Source organism: Yersinia sp. 1652 StPb PI (genome assembly GCF_041538345.1).
Lineage (GTDB): Bacteria > Pseudomonadota > Gammaproteobacteria > Enterobacterales > Enterobacteriaceae > Yersinia > Yersinia enterocolitica_E.
Map to the genome: position 1 here is coordinate 47,488 of NZ_JAULSM010000003.1, position 19,560 is coordinate 67,047.

Below are 19,560 nucleotides of genomic sequence, written 5' to 3' on the forward strand. Positions count from 1 at the left end.
GAGGTTTGTAATGAAAATAGAACCAGCAAGTATGATTGAACCTACATCTGCTAATTCAGAAAGTGGCGATGATGAGTTTAATGATCTAATAAATGAAGAAATGAAAGTTAAAAAAATAGTTAAAGTAGTCAGAGATATTTCATCGATAAAAAAATATAAAAAGAAAAGAATGAAAAGAGTAGATTTGAATGACGTTATGTTTTGTTCTGCATTACACTCTTCATCTTTATGTTTTGACTCGGGCATAGTAATTGGTAATGAAAGTGTTAAAGTGAAAGCTAGAAGTGAATTTTCTATGCAAGAGATTATTGATAGATCCAAGTTAAATAATATTATTAGAGATCTTTCAATAAAGGATGAAATTAAGTCCGAAGTACCTGTGAATTACAATTTAAGTGAAATCAATTCTGAGCATTTTACCATAAGAAAATCAGACTCAGTTCTATTGTTATCCCGCCTTATTTCCTTGGGTGACGATATGGATACAATATTATTGTTCCCATTCAATAAATACCGATTAGTAGGCGGTAGGGAATGGCAGGGTTATAGTGAAAAAATAATCAATATATATAATTCAATTACTGTAAATGTGGAGAGAAGTATGTTCAAACTTAACCCACTTCAGTTGAGTAATTTTATTTTTGACGTTAATGAGCATTCTACTTCAACAACTATTTTTATGAAAGTAGCGAGAAAATACTTTCCGATGAATACGAGCAATTCACTTGCAGGTATACTTTACCATAACCGTACGGCTCGCAATTATCGTGTTTTTTTCAAAGGTTTTCACTATATATTTAAGTTGAACGGCGATATTATATCGTTCGATAAGGAGTGAGAGGATGAGCGCTCTTGATGTTACCGCACTGTGCTTGAGTATATTGAAAGATGGAATTTTCATATTTTCTATTTGCTTTGTTATTACTGGAGTAGCTGTCGGATTATTACAAACAATATTTAGTGTCCAAGATCCAGGATTACCATTAACTGCAAAGTTGATTGTTCTTTTTGTTCTTCTGACCAATGTAGGGAAAGATATTTATGAACAATTTCAATCGTTGTTTCATGTTCTATAAATATTATCAATAATATAATGTGGTTGAGGAAAAAATGTTGAAAAACTTTCGAACTATTATTTCACAAACATTAATTAATAAGTTGGGTTTAGATGCAATCATGTTGTCGCGACTCAATGGGAATGAACCTGTGTGTATCGAGCTAGAGGGAGGTGCAGACATATATATAACATCTGAGAATGAAGATTTATTGCTAATATTTGTCGAAATACCAATTAAAGATATCAGAACCATAAAAATTAAGTCATCTGAAATAATAGAGTTTTTCATAAAAAATAATGAATTTATTATGAATGTAAATAAAGATAAATTTATTTCCTTGGTCTACCTTGATCGCAAAGATAAAAACTTGGAGGATAATCTTTTAGACACAATGGTGTCATTTAATAAACTTTCTGAACTTATTAATAGTTGATATTTAACGGTTCTAGTTACTGATGTATTCTAATGTATAGATAAATTTATATTAAATAATGCTATCTGTCAGTAATAGAATTTGGCTGGTTTCTCAGTAAGATCAAACCTCTTGTTAGCAATATTAACGATATAGGATGTAAAAAACGTACTAGTGAATTAAACCTAAATATTCCTCAGTACCACTATTATATTCTATATGCTGCCGTAGCCATGAATATTGGGTTTTCAACGTTGGCTGCGGCGGCTAAACATACTCATCCTGAAATGGATGTTACTTACAGCAGTTGCCGCATGTGTAAAAAGTTGTGTAAACTGGGTGTTAATATCGATCTTACTAGATAACGAAGATTTGGTACTATTAGTCAAACGTACCATCGCTAGTATTATATTTGTGCGTGAAGAGCTGCGGTGATAGCTTATAATTAAATCCTCTCAAGCAATTTATTGTATGAAAAACCTACTATCACATATTTGATTCTATGGATTAAACCCTCGCTAAATATTGATCTCATCATTAATACAGTTTTCCAACCCTCAAACTAGCATTTATTAGCGTTTAAATTTTTTTAGGAAAATAATTAGAAATGGCGATCTGATTGGTTTACAGCAGAGAGAATTACTATGAAAGAGTCGGCTTCTGGACCTTTTTGTTATTTTAATCTGTTTTTTACATTTTTTTTAAATAAAAAACTATATGTTATATTTTTTTTGGCATAACTTTCTTTTGTTGTCTCGATAGTTGACTATAGTGGCAGACGAATCAAGTGGTGTTTGATGCACTTTTATCAAAATAAAGCTTAAATTACGAGTTGAGAAATGTTCTGTCTATTTTACTTATTCCTGGTTAGCTGCAATACATAATCAGGTTTTAAATAAGTATGATGGGGTGTAAATCTGAAGCAGATTTGAGAGGCAATTCTAAATTGAAAGACTATATTATTGGCAAAAATGTGATTTTTAATAATCTTAAATGTAATATTTCCTCGGCAGATAAAGAAGTAATCTTGGGTAGCCGTGAGGCGAGCCTCATGGAGCTTTTTTGTAATAATCCCAATGAAGTCATCACTAAGGGGCAGATTCATGATGCTGTGTGGGGAAAGCTGATTGTTAATGAAACATCGCTAACTAAAGCTGTTTCAAATCTTCGAAAATTACTGTCAACATTCGATAGCTTGAATTGTGAGATAAAAACTGTACCGAAAGAGGGATACCTATTTATTTTTACAGAGGGACCGGATAATTGGAGTTTCAAAGAAAATTTATTGGGTGGTGTGTATAGAGAAACCGCTAGTGACCAGAGTGGAAAACTAGATACCATTCCTGATGGTTTAGATGATAAATTGACACTTTCTTTCTGGGGAAGAAATTGTACTACGAACTTAACGTTAGTGTATGTCTCAATTTTTTCTTCTTTATTATCATCTGTAATAACGATAGGTATACTTTCGCTATTAAAAATAGGAACTTACTTTGAAAGAATTATATAGGCAGTGACCTGCCATCATCAATTGAGAAGTATGAAAGTCTGGACCTCGGTGGACAGTTAGTGTTTTCTAACTATAGGAGGAGGTCTGGATATGATGAATGCTAAAGCAAAGCGAGATATAACGCACAAAACAAAAGTCTTAAACTATGCAAATAACACCAAAAATGTCGCAAAAACCTGCCGACATTTTAGTATTAGCAGGCAAACTTATTACACATGGAAAAAAGCCTATGAGCGCTATGGAGAACAAGGGTTAATCAATCATAAACCTTGCCCAGAAAATCCTACTCGACGTGTGGCAAAGCACATTGAGGAGCAAATTATTTACTTGCGCACAACTTATCATTTTGGACCTCAGAGAATATCGTGGTACTTGTTACGGTTTCATAATATCAAGGTATCGCGCTCTGGCTGTTATTACGTGCTTCTTCGAAACAGACTAAATCAACTCCCACAAAATCAACGACAACGCTCTAAGCCGTTGTTCAAACGCTATGAGAAACAGGTTCCTGGGCATCATGTGCAGGTTGATGTTAAGTTCTTGTTTTTTAATAATCCTAATGGTCAACGGATTAAGCGTTTTCAATATACCGCAATTGATGATGCGACCCGGATACGAGCCTTAAAAATTTATGAGCGGCATAATCAAGCCAATGCGATTAATTTTATTGATTACGTTGTGAATAAATTTCCTTTCCGAATAAAAACCATCAGGACAGACAATGGTCATGAGTTCCAGGCGAAATTTAACTGGCATGTGCATGAGTTAGGTATGGAGCATGTTTATATCAAACCAGCGACACCAAGATTAAATGGAAAAGTAGAACGTTCTCATCTGACCGACAAACAGGAATTTTATCAGCTTATCGATTATACGGATGATATCGACCTCCATGAAAAACTAGCGGAATGGGAGGCATTTTATAACTGTCATCGCCCCCATTCAGCACATGGTGGAAAAACACCTTACGAAGTGCTAAAAACTAAATTGGGTATGTAAGATCAAATGTCAACCGAGGTCCTGAGTGACACAACACCACCTTTCTGTTAAATACCGTACTTCTGATAGAGTTCAGAGGTAGGTGTTCCGGATTCAGCCTGTTTCATAATTACCATGATTTGAGTGTCAATACGTCTGTTTTTTTCATAAAAATATTCTCGAATTTGATTACGATAAAAATTGCACTTATGGATAAAGTGCTTGTTCGGGGGACTACCAAAAATCTATTTTTGAATAACTTATGTTTTTCCTTACCTTTTTATATAATCGAATAATACTTAAAGTGATTTAGACTTAATCGTGTAAATATCTATATTAATTCTGGAAATTTCACTTTTCAAATTCCCGCATACTGCTAAATTTATGTTTGGAAAAATGTATTTAAGGACGTAGGTAAAATGAATGATTTCGCAGTTACTGGTATTGAAAATAGCCAAGTTTCAATACTAGAAAATACTGTCAATAATATTGGTGAAGGTTTCAAAGAAATTATGGAGGTTTTGAATGATGTTAATTCTAAAGGAGGTAATATTACTGTGATCGATACACTCTCACTTCAACAGGCGATGTTTAAGTTTACGATGCATCAGGAAATAGTAACAAAAATTGCCTCTAAATCGGTATCAGCGATCAACGATGTTATGAAAGCACAATAATGATTAATTATCGAGGCATTATCTTCGCACTTACTGCTTTTCTACTTACGGGATGCCAAGATAGCAAAAGTATTTCTGTAGCTACTTTTGAGTCGGCTGATATTGCTAATAAAGTTTTAGTTCTATTAAGTCGAACTAAGATTAATGCTGAATTGGTCTTTACAAAAAATGGATATTCAGTGCATGTAGAGACATCCCAAGTTATGCAAGCAAGAACCTTACTGTCAAAGTATAATTTTTACTTTGAAGTGGAGGATCTTAATGATTTACTTGAATCGAAGTTCGCTAGCTTAAGCAAATTGGAAACCATTAAAGGTAATCTACTCGAGGGCCGTGAGATATATAATAAATTAAATGTTATACCAGATGTTTTACGATCAAATGTGATGGTTTCAGGTGCTGAGAACAAAAGGGTTTCCGTTCTCCTTATTAGTTTGAATGAGATAGATTCTGTTACTAAAAATAGCATAGAGAAATTTTTGAAAGGAATTATTTCAGAGAAAGATACACTCACTGTTGAATATTTGGTGCAGACGATCGCAGATGAATAAAGCTAAAAGGTATTATAATAAATTTCTGCATCATCATCTGAAAAATGGTTTTATAGATGAGGAAATATTTAGCGTATTGACTACTCTCACTGATGAAGAAATAACTACAGGGTTCTCTTACTCTAAGGCAAGGGTTACTCAGGCGATTGAAATAATGTCACTGATAACCAAATATCAGAGAGCAAAGTTAAATGAAGATAAGCTAAATTTGTTGACTTACAGGAATAAATTGCTGCAAATTCATTATTTATGGTCTGATGCTGCTTTTTTTAAAGAAATTCCTAATGGGTATACATCATTACAATTAGGTCTTTTTTTATTGAGTGCTATTGATCGTAGGTTGGCAATAGTCTATGCCCTGCGACTCAGGGTCGATTTATCCAACGAACAAATTAAAGTTGAACATCCTGAATATTTACAACCCATTTTTATTAATCTATTGCACAAACGATAAAGTAACTAATTTATATGAATAACAAACCAATTATAAAAGATGAAAATGACGATTTCGAATGTTTCTTGAGCCAGCTTAATGGAGATCATATAAGAGAGGAGCTAGATGCATTGTCTAAATCAAAAAAAATCACAATAACTCAACTTAAATCAATATACAGTTTGGGTGTTAGATTTTATTCTTCAATGCAGTTAAAAGAAGCTGAGGCAATATTTATCTCTTACTCTGCTCTCTGCCCTTATGATCATAGAGGTCCTGGATGTCTGGCGGCGATTTATTTGGAAAAAAATGATTTCAAAAAAAGTTTAGATATACTTAATGTAATGAAAACTTATCCTACCTGTGATTTGGATGAAGTATTTATTAACATTTCTTTATGTCACTATAAATTAAAAGAATATACGAAATCCAGCATAGTGTTAATGATTGTAAAAAATAATAACTTGAGTGGTTTTTATTACCAACGCTACCAGTTTTTAAAACAACAACTCAGTCCGTATATTTAGATGAAAAGAGGTAATTAGTATTATGATAAATGCTTTGTCACCGTTTAGCAGAGTGTCAACTGAATCTGAGCAATTAAAAAAAGATGCTATTTATTTACCACAAAAACAGCAGATAAAGAATGAAATTCTAATTATTAGCCATTCGAGAGAATGGCTTGAAAATATTGACCAAGCTTTAAATACGAAAGAAAACGATAGCAATTTATCTGCATCAACCTTGGCTATGATAAGCATGCAACAAAAACAGGTTGTATTAGCTATGTTAGGTGTCAATTCCGAGCAAGCTATAGCGAAAATATTAGAAGATAGTATCGGTATTTATGGTAAAAGACTAGAACAAATCTATGGCTGGACTAATGGTGGTGTAGATATGTTTAGATCCAGTTTAATGGTCATGCTGAAAGGTATTCAGGATGGCGGAGTAAAGCCCACGAGATTAGAAGATTTATTCCAGCTGGCAATTCTTGAAGCTGTCTGCAATGCACAGGAATATGGGCTTGAAGATTGGTATAAATCAAGTAAAGAAGGTATTAGCCATATTCTTGAAAGTACGGGCAGTGGCAGTCATGGTGTCCATGAAGGTTATACTGCAGAGGTACTTGCTAAGGCTACGGCTACACTTTATGACGGAATGAAAAGTCAAGGCAATATCCCTAAAGATTCATTTCTTGGCGAGATTCTGTTAACGCTTGATTCCGCGGGGGGCAAAAAGGCGTTGTCCGATCAAATCATCAATGGATGGAATGACGATACGGGATGGTGGATTCAACCTGGGGTTGGAATTAGGGCGGAAGAAATTAGCCCTATGACTAGATTGTTTATCTTAAGTTCTTTGCTTAATAAACAAAGCATGACTCAGGAACAGATTAACTTAGTCCTAACAGCAAATTTAGCTGAGCTGGATAAATTTATTTTAATCGAATTCGGAATAGAAGGAGGTAAGTATTTCAGTCCTGCATTAGAAGTGCTTGTTTCTGATCCAAATAATCAATGGCGAATGTTGCCTGATGGGCGTCTCGACTGGTTGGGTATAGGGATTGATATGGATGACCTGACAGCGTTATATAAATTCTATCCGGCTAGAGAATTAACCAAAGAAGAACTAGAGGAAATTAACCGTATTGGCGATCAGATTAAAATGATTCAGCAAACGCTAAAATATTGGGTTCAGATATGTAATGATGAGCGGCTAGCAATAGCACGTAATATTTGACCTGTATTTATACCTTCAGAGTCATTCTCAATATCAGAGATCTTTATATCTTTTAACTGAGCTAGGACTCTATTTATCTAGCGATAATGGAAATTAAATGATTAGTATCGGTATTATTTCTAATACGGATTATATCCGTACAGCAGAAAATGAAGAGCAACAGCCTGAGTTGCAAAACACTGAGAAAAAAAGTTTACAACCTACTACTTCTCCAGGACAACCTCTTCCTGGCAGTGCTATCTCCGAAAATGACTTATGGCGAATGCTAACCGAGGCTGCAAAGATATTAGCCAATGGGATGTCTGGCACGGCGAAAGAAAATTCAGAAGCAAAAAAAATGCTGATTGCAACGCTGAAAGATGCACAAATAGCTCAATTAAATGAGCGAATGGAGCAACTTGAAAAACAGGCTGCAGCTGAAAAAAAGAAAAGTTTTTGGAGTAAACTTGGTATGGCTCTTGGGTTTGTTGCCGCTATCATTATGGCTCCATTTAATCCAGTTATGGCAGCGGTGATGATAGCAACCATGGTAGCAGCTATGGTAATACCCAAAGTTGTGAGTAAGATCCTTGAAGCTTGTGGTGTGGATGAGAAAATCCGCAAATGGATAGATATCTCACTGCAAGTCATCATTGCCGTTGTGGGCGCAGTACTGAGCTTTAATCCGGGGAATATAATGGCTGCTGCAAGTAAAGTTGCCGCTAGTGCGGCGACTAAAATTGCCAGTGTTGTTGAGAAAACCATAACCGCCCTCAAATCTTTCAAGGCATTTAGCACTATTTCACAAAAAACTCATAGTATTATTAATAAAGCATTAAAGTTGCTGGAGCCTTTAATTTCGAAAATTCAAGAATTTTCAAAAGGAGGCCAATTAACGGCAGCAAGAATTGGCCAGGCGACATCTGTTTCATCTGATATCACTTCCGTAGTTAGTACTGGTTATGCTATCAATTCTGCATCAATAACTAAGGATCTTGATATTTCCAAAGCTAATCAGGAAGAATTAGAAACACGTTTTCAGCAATTGCAAGTTTTGCTAAATACTGCAATGCAGGCCGTGACTAAATCGTTTGAAGCGCTTTTCAGTATTAAAAATGATGAACGTCAATTTAATAAAAACATGCTTAGTATCCATTTGTAAATAGGAAAGCGAATGTTATGACGACAATACAAATGAGTAATTTACCCGTCACTGTATCTATGTTTGACGAGCCGCAGAACTCTGTATCAGAAAATAAGACATTACAGGCCAGTATCGAGGGCCTAACGGTAACTAAGCAGCAAACGGTGACCTTAAACAAACAGGCTGAGTTAGGAACCGTCAGCATGAGCCAGTTAATGAGCCTTTTAAATATGATCATTGAATCATCGCAAAAATTGCGCTCGCAGCTATTATCTAATCGAATCGATGAGGCGATGGCTACTGCGGATCTGGCAAAAATGCTGGCTGTGGATAAAAAAGATTCTGCTCAGCTTAAGTTTGGTATTAACTTGGCTTCTTCTGTGGTTTCTATGGGGATACAGACGGTATCTGCATTTCGAACAGGTCAGTGTAAGCCACTAGAAGATAAGCATTTGTCGAAGCTAGGCGGTGGTAGTGGGGCTAAAGTGGCTAATCTTTCCCCACAAGAGCTGAATAATTTCACTGCATCGCTACAGCAGCAACGTACCGCTAAATATAATACAGTTTCCCAGATGGCTGATATGTCCAGGAAAATGGTTGGCGATATTAACGAAATCCAAAATGCTGATAAAGTCAGACGCCAAGATGAGACGCAATCAACAAAAGAACTCAAACAGAAATATGACGAGCATATGACACAGTTCATTGATAGTTTGGGTAATGAGTTAATGCAATTACTCAAGATGAAAGAAGCCATTCAGGGAACTTCACTTGTGACTAACCGTTAATTGAGGAGGTGCGAGCGTTTGTCGCTCGCATTATTAGTACATGCTTATACCTCAAATTTCTTTCATACAGCCAAGAAATGTTCAACGCGTTTCACCTGCTGAGTCTGCAAAGAAGTTACGCGAAAAAAGCTCGCGGTTACGACGAGTTAGGGATATTAAATCTGCTGGGAGACTAGACCAAAAGCGGCCAAGGGTTTTCAGAATTAGGTCTGTGCAAACAGCAGGTAGAAATCAACAAAATTTTGCCAGACACCTCCATGGGCAATTTCTTCGAGCGATCAGCGATTGGCATGGCTACTGTAATCAATTGCCTGCGCCAGAAGCACTGGATGATGTCAATCTCTTTGTTATTCAATCGGTATACCACTCTTCTTATTTATATCCTAAAGAGGTTTTTCAGGCACTGAATGGTTATTTTGACAAAGTAGCCGTGACTTCGGATTATTTACTTGAGGTAGATGCAATGCTTATTAAAAAACTAATGACTAAGGATAACATAATCACAGAATTGATGGCGCTATTAGATATATGCCGAAGTCACGAACAGCATAAAGTAAAACTGAAACCAAGGAGATATGGTGAATAAAATATTAAAGACCAAAAAAAACAAGCATTTTAGTACAATGAATTATGTTTTTGATCCCTATGAAATGCTTAGGAGTCAAGCAGAACGGTTGAGTTGGAATAGCTTATCTAAGCCTGAGTCATTTATTGATAAAGGTGCCATTATTGCATGGTATTCTTTGCTTCGTCATTGTTCAAATGAAATAGTCAAATCGATAATTATCGAAGGGATTTTTGAGAGTAAATTTCACAATATTTCATTTATTTTAAACCTGGTTCAGTCCGAAGATTTCAGAGATAAATCTTCTATGGAGGTTTATAATTTTTTATTTAATTTTATTAATAAAACGCCAGAGGTTTTTATGGAATGGGTGGATGAAGGCGATTTTTCTATGTCTAAAAATGTATTAGCTTTACTTTCTGGAAATCAGAGGAGGGTTTAGATGATAAATAAAGTGCTTCTCCTACCTTTAATAGAAATAGATGGTTTTTTTTGTAATAAATTCAATCCTGTTGCAGGTAAAAGTTTTTATAATAATCAGTTGCGTATTAATTTCAATGGGTTGAATGACCCCATTTCTTTAGATAACGACTTGTTTATTCTGCAAATAGATAATGTTGGATTAAATGGAATATTCTATGTTTCTTACTCTGAAATAAAGCGTATGCTTAAAGTTGATATTAAGCTGTTAGAACCACTTTATATTGAGTATGTTTTTACTCATAGCATGGGAAATTATGGTTTAAAATTTATGCGACCTATTACTGTTAGTGAACAGGTTAGCTTACCACCTTTGATCAGGGGGACGGTTCAATTGCATGATGCTTGCTATTCATTTTTATGTGATGTTCAACAGCTAAACATTGAACCTGAGTATCTACGTGGCCGAAAATGTAATTGGCAAGGTTCGCTGAGAGTGTCATTTGATATAATTGTTTCTGAGGTGTTGCTAGATACCCAAGACATTATTGATTTGAGTGATGAAGATCTTTTATTACTATCTGATAAATAAATGAAAAATGATTGTGTTGAGCGTTTTCTGTCTCGTTTGGAGAGCAATGAAACGCATGTTTTTAACTTTTGCACCGATTTTTTATTCATTCCTATTTTTCCATTCTTTCAGTTGGTTCATATCCTTAATATGGAAGAGGTTATTGAAGAGTTAACAAAAATTGATTCTGTATTTAATAGTTTGATGATCCGTGTCGATGGATATTTATCTCTTGCATTAGATGAAGTGAATTATGATGAGAAAATGATGAAAAGTATGGTTACGCACGTTTTGAATATTATGAGATTTTAACTATGCCATCAATAAATAATGCTACGATATCGGTAAATGCCATTAACTATTCTGGTACAGATTCATCCGTTAACTCTGAATCTGAACTTATAAAGCTTGAGGCGCAAGATTCGATGTTTCACGCTACTAGCAACATCGAACACTCTTTATTTAAAAATGATGAATCACCAACCAGCCTAAGTAGTGATAAAACTCTACTTTTTGATAAATATACGTCAGACAAAAATAGAGGGAGTAAAGATTTAAAAGAAAAGAAAGAAATAAGCTCTAATTCAATAAGTAACGATAAAAAAGCAGTGGGCCATATTGTTACCTTAAGTCTTGCTTCACTTATTGGCATTGTTTTAGCCCCATTCACTGGAGGCATCAGTTTATTACCAACCGCATTTGTGGTGTTGTTCGGAAATTCTTCTGCGTTGGCGATGTACGGTGGCTCTAAATTTTTTCTGGATGATACTAAAGAAGAAATAATCGATAAAAATAAATCATCGAATCAGCCAAGCGAGCTAGAATCTCATCCTATCGATGGGAATGCTCTTCCCCATACTCATGGTGTTCAATATCCACAACCTGATAATTCATATATTGATCACTCTAAAGAATTAGACAGAGACATTCCAAAAAACGTAGGGGAAAAGTCCGATCGTATTATTCAAGATGCAATTGATGAACAAGTTAATACCGAAGATGAAAATAGTGAACCTGCGGCATCTATAGCGGATGTAATAGAAAAATTTGGCAATATTTCAGTTATTGAATGTCGTGAGACGGAAGAGGAAATAGATCAATTTGATTTTATGAGCAAATTTAGTCAATTACCTGAATCAGAAGTTATCACGAATTTTTTAGAGCAGCAGCCGGTATTAGAACAAATTGCTCATCTTGATAATGAGATGACAGTGTATATTGGAAGAATAGTACCTCACCATATAGAGAAAGATAATAGTTTAACTCTGCCAGAGTCGTTAAAACCTACGCTGAAAACAATGAGTACTCCCGCTGAAGCGAAGCAATGGCCCAAAGTGGAAATCTCCCCAGCGATTAAAACCACACAGGGTGCAACGTCGGGGCGGGGTGATAATCATACTGCGGGTGTAAGGCATAACAGCGAAGTTTTACAATCTGAAGCTGATTTTGCTCCGGACTGGCCTACAGTAAATGTGCTTAGTGGTGTTAGAACTAGCCAAGGGCCAATGTTGGGACGGAGCGATAATGATAACTCTGGTGCTATGAAAAATATTAACGCTGAAAATCACGATGCAGAAACTCAGGCAACTGGGCAGGCTACAGCAGCTGAACGCAGTAGCCCCTACACAAAGGGAGTGGAGCATCAGTTATTAGATATTGAGGCATTAAAAAAAACGGTGTTATCACAGCAAGATAACCTTGGGATAGAAAATAAAACAAATCTACGTTTTTTGCATAGATCTGACGATAAAACTAGAATAGTCGCAGTAGCGAAAATTAACCTGAATAAGCTTGCTTATTCAAGCAGTTGATATCTTATATCTATCCTGCTCAAAATATATCACTTTGTTTCTATTGTGTGAATGGGTTGCTCAGGTTTTACTATGAATCTATTGTAATACTCCACAAATAATGAACGGATAATGTTTTGTTTATTGAAATAGAGTCATCATATAAAGTGATTCCTAAACTTATATTTAATGGGAACCACCAATCTGGTGTGATTAAAAAATCATGTGTAAGAAAGTATAGTAACGCCAAGGCGTTATTAATGGCTATTGAAGGTCAGGTTCATAAATATCAGAAAATTATCGAACAGCAGACCATCCAAATTATAGAAGATAAGGAAGCGCAACTTAATGCACAGGTCAAATATCTACAGGAATCTTATATTCATCAGTTAGCAACTTCTAAACAGGAATGGTTTGAAAAAGCTGACATTCAGTTAGAATCGTCTATTGATGCACAAGAAGTAAGAATTAATGAGGTCATTGATGATGTTAGAAATAGAGCTGAAATATCTATTTGCAAAAAACTGTTGAGTATGAATCAATCTGAGAATTTGATTGGCTATTTAACTGATGCTCTTCATGCTGAATTAAATGATGTCAAAAGATCCCTGGTTGTTGTCAAGTCTTACGACGATGAAGGGGTCACGTTAACTATTGAAAACGAAGATGGAATGGTAACTGTCAATACTCAAGAATTATTATTAGAACTAAAATCTTGTTTAGACCACAAATCTCATGATTAATCGTATCAGGAATTTTTCAGGTTGGGTAAAACCTGGTAGCGTTGTTATCGCCTTAATGTTACCGACAGTTATCCTTGTACCACTTCCGGGATTCATTATTGATATATTTGTTTTATTAAGTTTTATCGTTTCAGTAATGCTTTTGGTTATCATGCTGGAGAATGATAAGCCGTTAAGAGTGACTTTTCTACCGACAGTTGTATTATTGCTAACAACGTTTCGATTGTTATTATCTATAGCGACAACCAGAAATATATTGGCGAATGAGGAAGTAGGTAGTGTTATAGAAATTGTCGGTAATTTTGTGATGGGAGCTGGTCTACTCTCTGGTTTAATTATTTTTGTAATAATCACTATTGTCCAGTTTATGGTTGTGACCAAGGGAGGCGAAAGGGTTGCTGAAGTTGGTGCTCGATTCTCTCTTGATGCTTTGCCAGGACGTCAAATGACGATTGATGGTGATCTCAAAAATAACATGATCACAGGGGAGCAGGCGCAAAGATTGCGCGCAGAGTTGAGCACAGAGAATAAGTTATTTGGTTCATTAGAAGGCGCGATGAAATTTATTAAAGGCGATGCTATTGCTGGAATATTGATCAGCCTTGTAAATTTGTTTGGTGGTATTTATGTAGGGATTAATCAATTTGATCTTTCTCTATCTGATAGTGTTCAACGTTTCTCGATATTAACAATTGGTGATGGCTTAGTTTCTCAAATTCCGAGTTTACTGTTATCTGTAGCCTGCGGTGTATATCTGACGAGAATTAAAGGAATAGATGAAGAGTCGAGCTCTTTTCTTGGACAAATAATTAACCAAGTTGGTGTTTTTTGGAAAAGTCTGGCACTCATCGGCGTATTTATGATGTTCTTTGGGGGATTCAATGCAGACTTGACATATGTCTGTGTACCAATCGCTTTGGCATGTCTAGCTGCCTCGTTTTATTTATGGCGTGGACAATCCAGGTCCGTTGTTAAAGTAACAGTGGGGGAGGGGAGGGGATTGTACGAATCTCTATCTATCAGTCTTAAAGATAATAAGCATCAGCATGTTATTTATACTGGTGTGTCCAAGATTGAGACATCGTTATGGGGACAAGAATTAGGAAAGCCTTGTGTGGTAATTAATCCTAATTTGGATAGTGATATTGAGGTTAGCATATTAGGAATTAAATTATATTCTTTTTCACAGAAGAAGGTTGCTGGAATGGAGGAAATTATGGGGGATGAGATATTCATTCATTCGGCAGACATAACCGATAATTTAACTACCATTGTGAACTTTTTCTTGCGTAAGAGAATGATTGAAAAATACAATATTCAGTTTACCAGTAATATCATTGACAAATTATCTGAAAAAAGTGAGGTGATGAAAAAGGAAATTGATTCTGCTATTGGCATTAATCGCGTACATGATGTTCTTAAACAGATGATCAATTGTCCAGAGTTTTATTTGGACTGTGTTAGTTTCTTTGAGTCATTGATCTATTGGTCAAGATTAGAAAGTGAACCTAAAAATTGGCTCATGAGGATACGTACGCAGGCCCGTTATGAAATAACGTCTCGCTTAGTAAATTCTAAGGGAGAGATTTTTGGGGTGTTATTACCTGCTGAACTTACCGAAGTGATAGAGTCTTTTGTTAGTGGTGAAGAAGAAGATATAGATACATTGATGTCGATTAGGCAGTCTTTACGAAGTGAGATTTTTAGGTTAACAGAAAAAAATGGTGTTAAACCAGTGGTGTTAGTGAACGATACTGATATAAATTTTGTTCAGTCATTTATGTATCAAATTATCTCTACACTAGCTGTCTGTAGTTATAATGATATTACGCAATCAGAACTTATTAAAAATCCTGAAATGCTAAAGATAAACTTATAGTAATAGAGCAAAATAATGGAGTCATCAGAACCAAAAAAATACCCGCCAACGGCAAAAAAAATGCGAGACCTAAGAAAGAAAGGTCAGTTTCCAAAAACGGATTTGGCAGAACCTACTTTCTCTATTGCTCTATTTTATATTGTAATTTCATACTTTATCTTATTAGTATTCAGCGATTTTAATTATTGGTTTGAATTTGCATATCGAGCAAGTCTGTTAACTATTTTTGAACAGATCCTTAGTTCTTTTATTGTTTTTTCTGCTTGTTTTATTATAACGAAATTTGTTTTTTTTATTATTCACCTTGGTATTATTAATCGGTTTGTTCTTAATCAGAAAGGGTTGGGGTTTAAATTTGACAAGCTTAATCCTATCACTGGTTTTAAGAATGCATTGGGATTAAATGCTATATCCAGTTCATTTAGAAAAGTACTTGAACTTTTATTTTTGATACTTCTGCTTAAATATGTATTTGATACTTATAGTATTGAATTAAACAAACTGCATAAAGTAAGTAATCCATCATTTTTTGTTTATGATTTATTATATTATATAGGTGCTTCATCTCTTTTAATGGCTGTATATGGTATTTGTGTAGGGGTAATAGACTATTTGTTTGAACACTATAAATTCCTTAAAAAAAATCGTATGACTATGACTGAGATGAAGAATGAAATGAAAGATACTGAAGGTTCGCCGCTGATAAAAATGGAAAGACGCAGTAGAATGCGTGAATTAGTTAATGAATCGATGACCACGGGTCGGCGACCTACATTTGCAATAGCAAACCCCACACATATTTTGGTGCCAATCTGTTTCGAGCAAAATATTGATCATGTTCCTATTGTGTTAAGCATTTACACCAATGATATGGCATTGGATATGAGGTGCTATTTTGAATCGTTAGGAATACCAATTATTGAGGACATCAAATTAGCCCGAAAAATCTCTCATAAAATGAAGAATGGAAGGAGTGTTATCCCCAAGGAGTTCTACCGCGATGTTGCATTGATTATTGTTACATTAAACAGGAAAAAAAGCTTTGCTAAAAGTTAGAAGTGTATTTATTTTATTTTCGCTACTGAGTTTAAGCGGATGTAGTAATCAAATTAAAGATAGTCATATCTTATTAGATATGGATTGGAAACAAGATATTTACAACTTGGTTTATACACATGTAGATGATGTTGATAATTTGTATTTTTGGGTGAGGCAACCACCAAAATACATAGATGGCTCCCCCTATCAAAGAGCCTGTGTTGAAGTTAAAGAGTCATTTAAACCCTCTAAGTTTTATGTGGCAAATCTTAATTCATATGGATTCTATGAGATATCCGATTGTGATAAGTCTTATTTTACAGATGGCAAGTTCGAATCCAAAAAAAATGTTGATATTTTTACTGATAAAAGATGGCGTGGGCGCTCTGACATCGCAGTTCAGTTTAGCCATAAGGGGGGCGAAAATACTTCAGGTGTTCTTAATGCAAATTCTGATGGTGCATCAATTCGTCTTATTTTTTCAGATTTATTCCCAGTAAACCGTTCAGAGATCACGGATAATGGCTAAATAATATAATCATTCTATAATAAATGAGCTGTCATCTAAGCTGTTACTGAAATCACGATTTACGGTATAGCAGACTCCTCAGGATATTATGAAACTAATAAAAAAGTAGCCAGTGACAGAGCTAAATTCGTTCGTCGATATTTAATTGATAAAGGGTTAAAGAATATGCCAATTTTGATCAGAGGTAGCGTGGAAAACAGTGAGAACACTGTGTTCGAACGTACACTGCAGCGACGGTTTACGATTGAGGTTAAGTTAGCCCCATGAATAATAGAAAGTTTGCCTTTTTAATGCGTGATTTCATTAACTCAGTGAAAATACCTTGCGCTAATTTTGATAACCATCAGGCCTTAGTGGGAATGTATGATGAAATAGAATGTAGAATTGAAGATGGCTCTAGAGTAGGGCTTTCTGATCATCTCATTTTATTGATTAATCTAAGACAAGCACGTTTGGATCCTGTAAAGGCACTAAAACTAAATGGTGATTTTAATCTAATATTAGATGGATATATCATGATTATAAATGAATCCGATTATTTTTTGGTTAGAAGCTGCTCTGTACCCTCGCATATTAATCAGTTACATGACTATATTAGCGAAACAGTTAGGGTTTCTAGAGATTTGATAAGAGAGACATTTGTGTAATGTGGTTAATTGAGTTTACAGAAGGACATTTAAGTGGATTAACATTACCTATTGAATCAACTATATCATTAACTGGTGCCAGTAAAATCACAGGGGGCAATTCCTTAAGCGTAGCGGAATATCTCTCGGCGGATATAGCGTTGGTTATAACGGTTGAAGAAAATGGTATTTACTTAAATGGATGGAAAGCAAAACCTGTAAAGCTACATGATAATGTTATCTATTCAATTTATGGATTAAGTTTTTTTGTTTTTACCGAGGGAGAACGTGATCCTAAACTTAAACGTTTCTATTTTCAATGTTACGGTATATCGGCAACTATAGTATTTTTGTTCAGTATTGCTATACTATTATGTATATTGTTTTTTGTACAAAATTATCAGGAACAACGTATTGGTGAGTATTTCAGTAAAGTGGAGCATGGGTACATAAAAGATGGAAAGCTATATGTTTTTGATCAAAAAATAAAGAGTAATCTCCCAAGCTCTTGGAGCCGCAACACAAAGGTTGTTTCAGATAGTTCTTACTCGCAGATTGCACATTTAAACGTTGAGGTTTTTTCTCATAGTGGTAAACCGCTATTACATCAGATAATAGAAAAAGAAGATCACAGTCGAATTAGTGTGGATTTTCCAGAAAAAGAAATGCAAATTATGCGATTATTTGGTGAGCATGGAATAGCTTTTACACGTAAAGGTGACGCCTGGCAAGTTAATGACCTCGCCAAAGCAGGTCAATTGTTGAAGTCGATGCGATATACTTCTGAGCTATCTCTTTTGGAATCGGATCAGGATGAGAGCCAGGTTATTGATTCGCAAAATTTCCCCTACTCAGTATTTCACTCAACTCAAGGTGGAGGATATATCTATGATGAGAAAGTAAGTTATTGGGAAGGAAGTAATGTGCCAGACTTGGGGGTGATAGATTCAATTTCCGCAGAGAGGGTTGTTTTTAAAAAGGAAAGAAAAAAGAAAATTTATTTCATTCATAAATAATAGGAAAATATATGATGACAATACTAAATAATTCTACTAATAGAGCCTATCCTACAAATGATATGCAATTTTTATTAAATTTAGACTTGCTTTCGGAACGCCGAAAAATCATAGATAATACGGTTACTGTGTTGGATAAAAAGACTATTAATGACTCTTTCAAACAAGCTCATGAATCCCGTAAAGATCCGCTTGATTTAATTGATTTAATGCTTTCGCAATATATAAGAAATCAAACTGATAAAGCAGAGAGTTTAGCGAAAGAAATATCAGAGAAATCAAAAGCGATTGCAGAAATAAATCGTCTGTGGGGACAAGTGATGAGTTCAAATATTCAATACTTAGATCCAACAAAAACAGAAAAAACAATTAGCTTGTATAATAACAGTGCGTATCATTTAAACACTATCGACGTTATTATCAAAGATACCCTTGGTGGAAATGGTATCATTGATATACTAGATGGTAAAAATTCCGTGAACTACGATATGTTGCAGTCAATTAATGCGACCATGACAGCATATTGTGATACTGCCCAGGTTGATTTGGATAGCTTGCAGCAAGATTTCAAAAATATGATGACAGAACTGACATCAGCTCAGGAAGAAATCCGAGATATCCGCAGAGCGGTAATATCATTTGCTGAAAGGTAATAATGTATGCGGATAAATATAGATGTTGTTGTGGCCAACTGTACCATGACACTTGATGAGTTAACTCATCTTCAAAATGGTCAAATAAAATCTTTGACGAATTTTGTTCAATCTGAGGTTTTACTTAAGAGTGGCAGCGAAATTATTGCTACAGGAATACTGGTTAAAGTCGATGAGCAATTCTGTGTTGCTATCGATCAGGTAAATACTATTCCTGAATAGTGTGGTGAATTTTTTATATTCTTAGTAATGGAAAGTACGAATAAATCAAGTTGGTTGATATGAATGTAATATCATTTTCAGATTATTTCCGAGAGTGTTCAGAATTCTGTGTCACGTTAAAATCATTATAGCGTTATCACTTTATCAAGACGCCCCTCAAAATGAATGGCTAACTGGGACAGTGTCAAATTCCAACTCTGGATCGGCATTGTCCATTTTCTTTGCGCATTCTGTAATC

At 35.0% G+C, this 19,560-nt stretch carries 26 protein-coding genes; all 26 read left to right on the plus strand.

Going from position 1 to position 19,560, the window contains the following annotated elements; all coding sequences use genetic code 11:
• The first annotated feature begins 10 nt into the window (after nt 1–10).
• The 26 genes from Q2T71_RS23115 to Q2T71_RS23240 all read left to right on the plus strand — a co-directional run bounded on the left by Q2T71_RS23115 (nt 11) and on the right by Q2T71_RS23240 (nt 19,322).
• Nucleotides 11–838, plus strand: coding sequence for a hypothetical protein (locus Q2T71_RS23115; protein WP_219646621.1), 828 nt, complete (start codon nt 11–13; stop codon nt 836–838).
• Nucleotides 839–842: 4 nt separating this feature from the next.
• Complete coding sequence (locus Q2T71_RS23120; protein WP_075339308.1) at nt 843–1,076, plus strand: flagellar biosynthetic protein FliQ; 234 nt, start codon at nt 843–845, stop codon at nt 1,074–1,076.
• A 34-nt stretch (nt 1,077–1,110) separates the two neighbouring features.
• Nucleotides 1,111–1,491 carry a hypothetical protein gene (locus Q2T71_RS23125; RefSeq protein ID WP_246584608.1) on the plus strand — a complete coding sequence of 127 codons (381 nt, stop codon included), beginning with the start codon at nt 1,111–1,113 and terminating at the stop codon, nt 1,489–1,491.
• A gap of 880 nt (nt 1,492–2,371) precedes the next feature.
• Nucleotides 2,372–2,980 carry a winged helix-turn-helix domain-containing protein gene (locus Q2T71_RS23130; RefSeq protein ID WP_246584607.1) on the plus strand — a complete coding sequence of 203 codons (609 nt, stop codon included), beginning with the start codon at nt 2,372–2,374 and terminating at the stop codon, nt 2,978–2,980.
• Between the two features lie 90 nt (nt 2,981–3,070).
• Entirely contained in the window at nt 3,071–3,979 is a 909-nt protein-coding gene (locus Q2T71_RS23135; RefSeq protein ID WP_372560725.1) for an IS481 family transposase, read from the plus strand.
• A gap of 398 nt (nt 3,980–4,377) precedes the next feature.
• Nucleotides 4,378–4,635 (plus strand): EscI/YscI/HrpB family type III secretion system inner rod protein, encoded by a 258-nt coding sequence (locus Q2T71_RS23140; RefSeq protein ID WP_145510740.1) that lies wholly within the window; start codon nt 4,378–4,380, stop codon nt 4,633–4,635.
• Nucleotides 4,635–5,186 (plus strand): type III secretion protein, encoded by a 552-nt coding sequence (locus Q2T71_RS23145; protein WP_219646619.1) that lies wholly within the window; start codon nt 4,635–4,637, stop codon nt 5,184–5,186. Before Q2T71_RS23140 ends, Q2T71_RS23145 begins: the two co-directional genes overlap by 1 nt.
• Entirely contained in the window at nt 5,179–5,640 is a 462-nt protein-coding gene (locus Q2T71_RS23150; protein WP_145511315.1) for a hypothetical protein, read from the plus strand. Before Q2T71_RS23145 ends, Q2T71_RS23150 begins: the two co-directional genes overlap by 8 nt.
• Before the next feature lie 14 nt (nt 5,641–5,654).
• Nucleotides 5,655–6,146: a regulator gene (locus tag Q2T71_RS23155; RefSeq protein ID WP_372560726.1), complete on the plus strand. Its 492-nt coding sequence runs from the start codon at nt 5,655–5,657 to the stop codon at nt 6,144–6,146.
• 22 nt (nt 6,147–6,168) lie between these two features.
• Nucleotides 6,169–7,359, plus strand: coding sequence for a hypothetical protein (locus tag Q2T71_RS23160; RefSeq protein WP_145511313.1), 1,191 nt, complete (start codon nt 6,169–6,171; stop codon nt 7,357–7,359).
• Between the two features lie 97 nt (nt 7,360–7,456).
• Nucleotides 7,457–8,500 (plus strand): VspD, encoded by a 1,044-nt coding sequence (locus Q2T71_RS23165; protein WP_145511312.1) that lies wholly within the window; start codon nt 7,457–7,459, stop codon nt 8,498–8,500.
• Between the two features lie 17 nt (nt 8,501–8,517).
• Nucleotides 8,518–9,270, plus strand: a complete 753-nt coding sequence (locus Q2T71_RS23170) for a type III secretion system protein (protein WP_145511311.1) — start codon at nt 8,518–8,520, stop codon at nt 9,268–9,270.
• Nucleotides 9,271–9,481: 211 nt separating this feature from the next.
• Nucleotides 9,482–9,856, plus strand: a complete 375-nt coding sequence (locus Q2T71_RS23175; RefSeq protein ID WP_246108379.1) for a hypothetical protein — start codon at nt 9,482–9,484, stop codon at nt 9,854–9,856.
• Nucleotides 9,846–10,277: a hypothetical protein gene (locus Q2T71_RS23180; protein WP_246585521.1), complete on the plus strand. Its 432-nt coding sequence runs from the start codon at nt 9,846–9,848 to the stop codon at nt 10,275–10,277. The genes Q2T71_RS23175 and Q2T71_RS23180 overlap by 11 nt, the downstream gene beginning before the upstream one ends.
• Nucleotides 10,278–10,847, plus strand: a complete 570-nt coding sequence (locus Q2T71_RS23185) for a hypothetical protein (protein WP_372560727.1) — start codon at nt 10,278–10,280, stop codon at nt 10,845–10,847.
• Nucleotides 10,848–11,138 carry a hypothetical protein gene (locus Q2T71_RS23190; protein WP_219646615.1) on the plus strand — a complete coding sequence of 97 codons (291 nt, stop codon included), beginning with the start codon at nt 10,848–10,850 and terminating at the stop codon, nt 11,136–11,138.
• Nucleotides 11,139–11,140: 2 nt separating this feature from the next.
• On the plus strand, nt 11,141–12,637 hold the full coding sequence (locus Q2T71_RS23195; RefSeq protein ID WP_372560728.1) for a hypothetical protein: 1,497 nt from the start codon (nt 11,141–11,143) through the stop codon (nt 12,635–12,637).
• A gap of 116 nt (nt 12,638–12,753) precedes the next feature.
• Nucleotides 12,754–13,359, plus strand: a complete 606-nt coding sequence (locus tag Q2T71_RS23200; RefSeq protein ID WP_219648072.1) for a hypothetical protein — start codon at nt 12,754–12,756, stop codon at nt 13,357–13,359.
• On the plus strand, nt 13,352–15,238 hold the full coding sequence (locus tag Q2T71_RS23205; protein WP_219646612.1) for an FHIPEP family type III secretion protein: 1,887 nt from the start codon (nt 13,352–13,354) through the stop codon (nt 15,236–15,238). The genes Q2T71_RS23200 and Q2T71_RS23205 overlap by 8 nt, the downstream gene beginning before the upstream one ends.
• A gap of 15 nt (nt 15,239–15,253) precedes the next feature.
• Nucleotides 15,254–16,294, plus strand: a complete 1,041-nt coding sequence (locus Q2T71_RS23210; RefSeq protein WP_219646611.1) for an EscU/YscU/HrcU family type III secretion system export apparatus switch protein — start codon at nt 15,254–15,256, stop codon at nt 16,292–16,294.
• A complete protein-coding gene (locus Q2T71_RS23215) occupies nt 16,281–16,805 on the plus strand; it encodes a hypothetical protein (RefSeq protein WP_219646610.1) in 525 nt (174 codons plus the stop codon). Before Q2T71_RS23210 ends, Q2T71_RS23215 begins: the two co-directional genes overlap by 14 nt.
• Before the next feature lie 57 nt (nt 16,806–16,862).
• The gene (locus tag Q2T71_RS23220; RefSeq protein WP_372560730.1) at nt 16,863–17,072 is read left to right on the plus strand and encodes an OmpA family protein; all 210 of its coding nucleotides are present in this window, start codon (nt 16,863–16,865) and stop codon (nt 17,070–17,072) included.
• Nucleotides 17,069–17,452: a hypothetical protein gene (locus Q2T71_RS23225; RefSeq protein WP_246584605.1), complete on the plus strand. Its 384-nt coding sequence runs from the start codon at nt 17,069–17,071 to the stop codon at nt 17,450–17,452. Before Q2T71_RS23220 ends, Q2T71_RS23225 begins: the two co-directional genes overlap by 4 nt.
• Nucleotides 17,452–18,447, plus strand: a complete 996-nt coding sequence (locus Q2T71_RS23230; protein WP_219646609.1) for a hypothetical protein — start codon at nt 17,452–17,454, stop codon at nt 18,445–18,447. The genes Q2T71_RS23225 and Q2T71_RS23230 overlap by 1 nt, the downstream gene beginning before the upstream one ends.
• Before the next feature lie 11 nt (nt 18,448–18,458).
• Entirely contained in the window at nt 18,459–19,100 is a 642-nt protein-coding gene (locus tag Q2T71_RS23235; RefSeq protein WP_139336789.1) for a hypothetical protein, read from the plus strand.
• A 6-nt stretch (nt 19,101–19,106) separates the two neighbouring features.
• Nucleotides 19,107–19,322: a FliM/FliN family flagellar motor switch protein gene (locus Q2T71_RS23240; RefSeq protein ID WP_075339325.1), complete on the plus strand. Its 216-nt coding sequence runs from the start codon at nt 19,107–19,109 to the stop codon at nt 19,320–19,322.
• Nucleotides 19,323–19,560 lie beyond the last annotated feature (238 nt).

Excerpts from the sequence above, each read along its gene's own strand:
- Q2T71_RS23115 (WP_219646621.1), top strand. The coding sequence starts at position 11 with ATGAAAATAGAACCAGCAAGTATGATTGAACCTACATCTGCTAATTCA.
- Q2T71_RS23120 (WP_075339308.1), top strand. The coding sequence starts at position 843 with ATGAGCGCTCTTGATGTTACCGCACTGTGCTTGAGTATATTGAAAGAT.
- Q2T71_RS23125 (WP_246584608.1), top strand. The coding sequence starts at position 1,111 with ATGTTGAAAAACTTTCGAACTATTATTTCACAAACATTAATTAATAAG.
- Q2T71_RS23130 (WP_246584607.1), top strand. The coding sequence starts at position 2,372 with ATGATGGGGTGTAAATCTGAAGCAGATTTGAGAGGCAATTCTAAATTG.
- Q2T71_RS23135 (WP_372560725.1), top strand. The coding sequence starts at position 3,071 with ATGATGAATGCTAAAGCAAAGCGAGATATAACGCACAAAACAAAAGTC.
- Q2T71_RS23140 (WP_145510740.1), top strand. The coding sequence starts at position 4,378 with ATGAATGATTTCGCAGTTACTGGTATTGAAAATAGCCAAGTTTCAATA.
- Q2T71_RS23145 (WP_219646619.1), top strand. The coding sequence starts at position 4,635 with ATGATTAATTATCGAGGCATTATCTTCGCACTTACTGCTTTTCTACTT.
- Q2T71_RS23150 (WP_145511315.1), top strand. The coding sequence starts at position 5,179 with ATGAATAAAGCTAAAAGGTATTATAATAAATTTCTGCATCATCATCTG.
- Q2T71_RS23155 (WP_372560726.1), top strand. The coding sequence starts at position 5,655 with ATGAATAACAAACCAATTATAAAAGATGAAAATGACGATTTCGAATGT.
- Q2T71_RS23160 (WP_145511313.1), top strand. The coding sequence starts at position 6,169 with ATGATAAATGCTTTGTCACCGTTTAGCAGAGTGTCAACTGAATCTGAG.
- Q2T71_RS23165 (WP_145511312.1), top strand. The coding sequence starts at position 7,457 with ATGATTAGTATCGGTATTATTTCTAATACGGATTATATCCGTACAGCA.
- Q2T71_RS23170 (WP_145511311.1), top strand. The coding sequence starts at position 8,518 with ATGACGACAATACAAATGAGTAATTTACCCGTCACTGTATCTATGTTT.
- Q2T71_RS23180 (WP_246585521.1), top strand. The coding sequence starts at position 9,846 with ATGGTGAATAAAATATTAAAGACCAAAAAAAACAAGCATTTTAGTACA.
- Q2T71_RS23185 (WP_372560727.1), top strand. The coding sequence starts at position 10,278 with ATGATAAATAAAGTGCTTCTCCTACCTTTAATAGAAATAGATGGTTTT.
- Q2T71_RS23190 (WP_219646615.1), top strand. The coding sequence starts at position 10,848 with ATGAAAAATGATTGTGTTGAGCGTTTTCTGTCTCGTTTGGAGAGCAAT.
- Q2T71_RS23195 (WP_372560728.1), top strand. The coding sequence starts at position 11,141 with ATGCCATCAATAAATAATGCTACGATATCGGTAAATGCCATTAACTAT.
- Q2T71_RS23205 (WP_219646612.1), top strand. The coding sequence starts at position 13,352 with ATGATTAATCGTATCAGGAATTTTTCAGGTTGGGTAAAACCTGGTAGC.
- Q2T71_RS23210 (WP_219646611.1), top strand. The coding sequence starts at position 15,254 with ATGGAGTCATCAGAACCAAAAAAATACCCGCCAACGGCAAAAAAAATG.
- Q2T71_RS23225 (WP_246584605.1), top strand. The coding sequence starts at position 17,069 with ATGAATAATAGAAAGTTTGCCTTTTTAATGCGTGATTTCATTAACTCA.
- Q2T71_RS23230 (WP_219646609.1), top strand. The coding sequence starts at position 17,452 with ATGTGGTTAATTGAGTTTACAGAAGGACATTTAAGTGGATTAACATTA.
- Q2T71_RS23235 (WP_139336789.1), top strand. The coding sequence starts at position 18,459 with ATGATGACAATACTAAATAATTCTACTAATAGAGCCTATCCTACAAAT.
- Q2T71_RS23240 (WP_075339325.1), top strand. The coding sequence starts at position 19,107 with ATGCGGATAAATATAGATGTTGTTGTGGCCAACTGTACCATGACACTT.